General features: G+C 72.3%; 2 protein-coding genes and 1 pseudogene. 1 reads left to right on the top strand and 2 read right to left on the bottom strand.

Annotation, left to right across the window (positions count from 1 at the left end):
• Window positions 1–405, top strand: a 405-nt coding sequence (locus tag D180_RS09690) for a LysR substrate-binding domain-containing protein (RefSeq protein WP_017912634.1), incomplete at its 5' end; no start/stop codon positions are given.
• 163 nt (window positions 406–568) lie between these two features.
• On the opposite strand, the gene D180_RS09685 is transcribed toward D180_RS09690, so the two are convergent.
• Together D180_RS09685 and D180_RS09680 are read right to left on the bottom strand one after the other, a co-directional pair.
• Window positions 569–1,666: a toxic anion resistance protein gene (locus D180_RS09685; RefSeq protein WP_232760422.1), complete on the bottom strand. Its 1,098-nt coding sequence runs from the start codon at window positions 1,664–1,666 to the stop codon at window positions 569–571.
• 42 nt (window positions 1,667–1,708) lie between these two features.
• Window positions 1,709–2,049: pseudogene (locus tag D180_RS09680) on the bottom strand (hypothetical protein); the annotation flags it as partial.

Raw genomic sequence — 2,049 nt, 5'->3', positions numbered from 1 at the left:
CGGATCGGCCCGGTGCTCAGCCCGGCCCTGCCGCAGGCGCCGGCCCTGACCGCGGCCGCGCCGGCGGCACTGCAGGGACTGCCGCTGCTGCATACGGTGTCGCGCCCGCAGGCCTGGCCGGCCTGGGCCGAGTCGCAAGGCCTGGCGCCGGCGCAGTTGTGCTACGGCACCGGCTTCGAACACCTGTACTACCTGCTGGAGGCGGCGCTGGCCGGGATCGGCGTGGCGATCGCGCCGCAGCCGCTGGTCGCCGACGACCTGGCCAACGGCCGCCTGCTGGCGCCGTGGGGCTTCGTCGACACCGGCGGGCAGTGGGCGCTGTGCGCGCGGCGGGAGCAGCAGGATCCACGGGTGGAGGCGTTGGCCGGGTGGTTGGCCGGCGAGTTGCGGGAGGATCGCGGTTAGGCGTATTGCCTGGCCTGTTCGCTGGCAATTCGCGGCGCAACCGCGCTGTACAGGACGCTTGGCCGCGACGCCTGGCGTGCGCGGGAGTGGAGGTGTCTGTCGCGGCTGAAGCCGCTCTACATGGGTGGGTGGGGCGTCGAGCGCCCATCGGCGGGCGCGCGCGTCAGCCCGGCTGCGCCGGCGCGGCCAGGCGCCGCTGCAGGTCGTCGCGAAGCCGGCTCAGCTCGACCTCGGCGGCGCGCCGCTGCTGCATGCCGTCGCGGTGGATCTCGCGCACCTCCTCCACCGTGGCGATCAGTTGCTCGTGCACGTGGCGCAGCGTGTCCATGTCGATCACCGCGCGTTGGTTGGCGCGCGCCGTGTCCACCGAGGCCTGCCGCAGCAGGTCGGCGTTGCGGCGCATGATGTCGTTGGTGGCATCGTCGATGGCGTTGGACAGCGCCGCCGCGTTCTGCTGCTCGTGCAGCGACAGCTGGATCGCGAACTGGCGCTTCCACGACGGGATGGTGATGTCGCGGACGGTGTTGAACTTCTCGATCAGTTGCAGCGCGTTGGCCTGGATCAGCCGGATCATCGGCAGCGCCTGCTCGGCCGCGTGCTGCATCACCTGCAGGTCGCCGACGCGCTTGTCGAGCAGGCGCAGGGCGGTATCGATCTCGGCGCGCTGGCCGCGCGCCTGCGGATCGTCCTGGCCCGCCAGCGCCAGGTGCTGTTGCTGCAGTTCGGCCAGGCGCAGCTTGCCGGCAGCGACGTGCAGGCCCAGTTCGCGGCGCTCGGCCTGCACCATCTGGTGCATGCGGTCGAATTCGCCCACGCGCTGGCCGAGGTTGGCCTGCTGCGCGCCGACGTCGCGCAGCAGTTGTTCGATCTGCCGGTTGGTGTCGCTGAACTTCTGCACCAGCTCGTCCTTGGACGCGCGCAGGCGATCGATCAGGCCGCCGATCAGCGGCACCCGCGAGCGCTCGCCGAGCTGGTCGAGCTTGAGCGCGCGCGCGATCCGCACCACTTCGCCGAGCTTGTCGCCGCTGGCCTCCAGGTCGCGGTTGCGGACCTGGTCCAGCAACTGGCTGGAGAACGCGGCGGTCTGCGCGGCGACCTCGGTGCCGAACAGGTGCAGGCTGCCGGGCGTGAGTTCGCGCAGGCCCTGCGCCAGCGCGGCGATCTGCGCACGATCGTCCGGCACCAGGCCGAGCGCCTTGAGCTCGGCTTCGTCGGGTTGCAGCGGCAGGCTCTGCGGCGTCAGCGGGTGTTCCTCGGTCATCATGGTTCTCCTTCGATAGCGATTCGCGGCGGCGGCGCAGGCTCAGCGCAGTCTAGCCCGCATGGCCTGCAGTTCGGCCAGGATGTGTTGCTGCGCCTGTGCGGCGCGGGCCACGTGGTCCCTGCCCTGCGCTGCCTGCGGCGTGACGGCGGCCTGGCGCCAGGCCGGCAGCAGCACGTCGCGGATGTTCCTGTAGCGTTGCAGCAGGTCCTCGCCCTGCTGTTGCAGCAACCGCCATTGCGCCGCTTCCAGGCGCCAGGCGGCGGCGAGGCGGCGCAAGTGGTCGAGTCGCTGGTTCCAGGCCTGCGCCAACGCCGGGTCGGGCGTCGGCGCCGCGGCGATCCAGCGCTCGAGCGCGGCCACGCCGGCCTCGGCGACGCCGG

Source organism: Xanthomonas sp. SHU 166, assembly GCF_000364685.1.
In the GTDB taxonomy this organism is placed as follows: domain Bacteria; phylum Pseudomonadota; class Gammaproteobacteria; order Xanthomonadales; family Xanthomonadaceae; genus Xanthomonas_A; species Xanthomonas_A sontii.
Note: the sequence above shows the minus strand (reverse complement) of the source record. Positions and strands in the feature narration are given on the sequence as shown.

Coding starts and splice junctions, on each gene's coding strand:
- D180_RS09685 (WP_232760422.1), bottom strand. CDS start 1,666: ATGACCGAGGAACACCCGCTGACGCCGCAGAGCCTGCCGCTGCAACCC.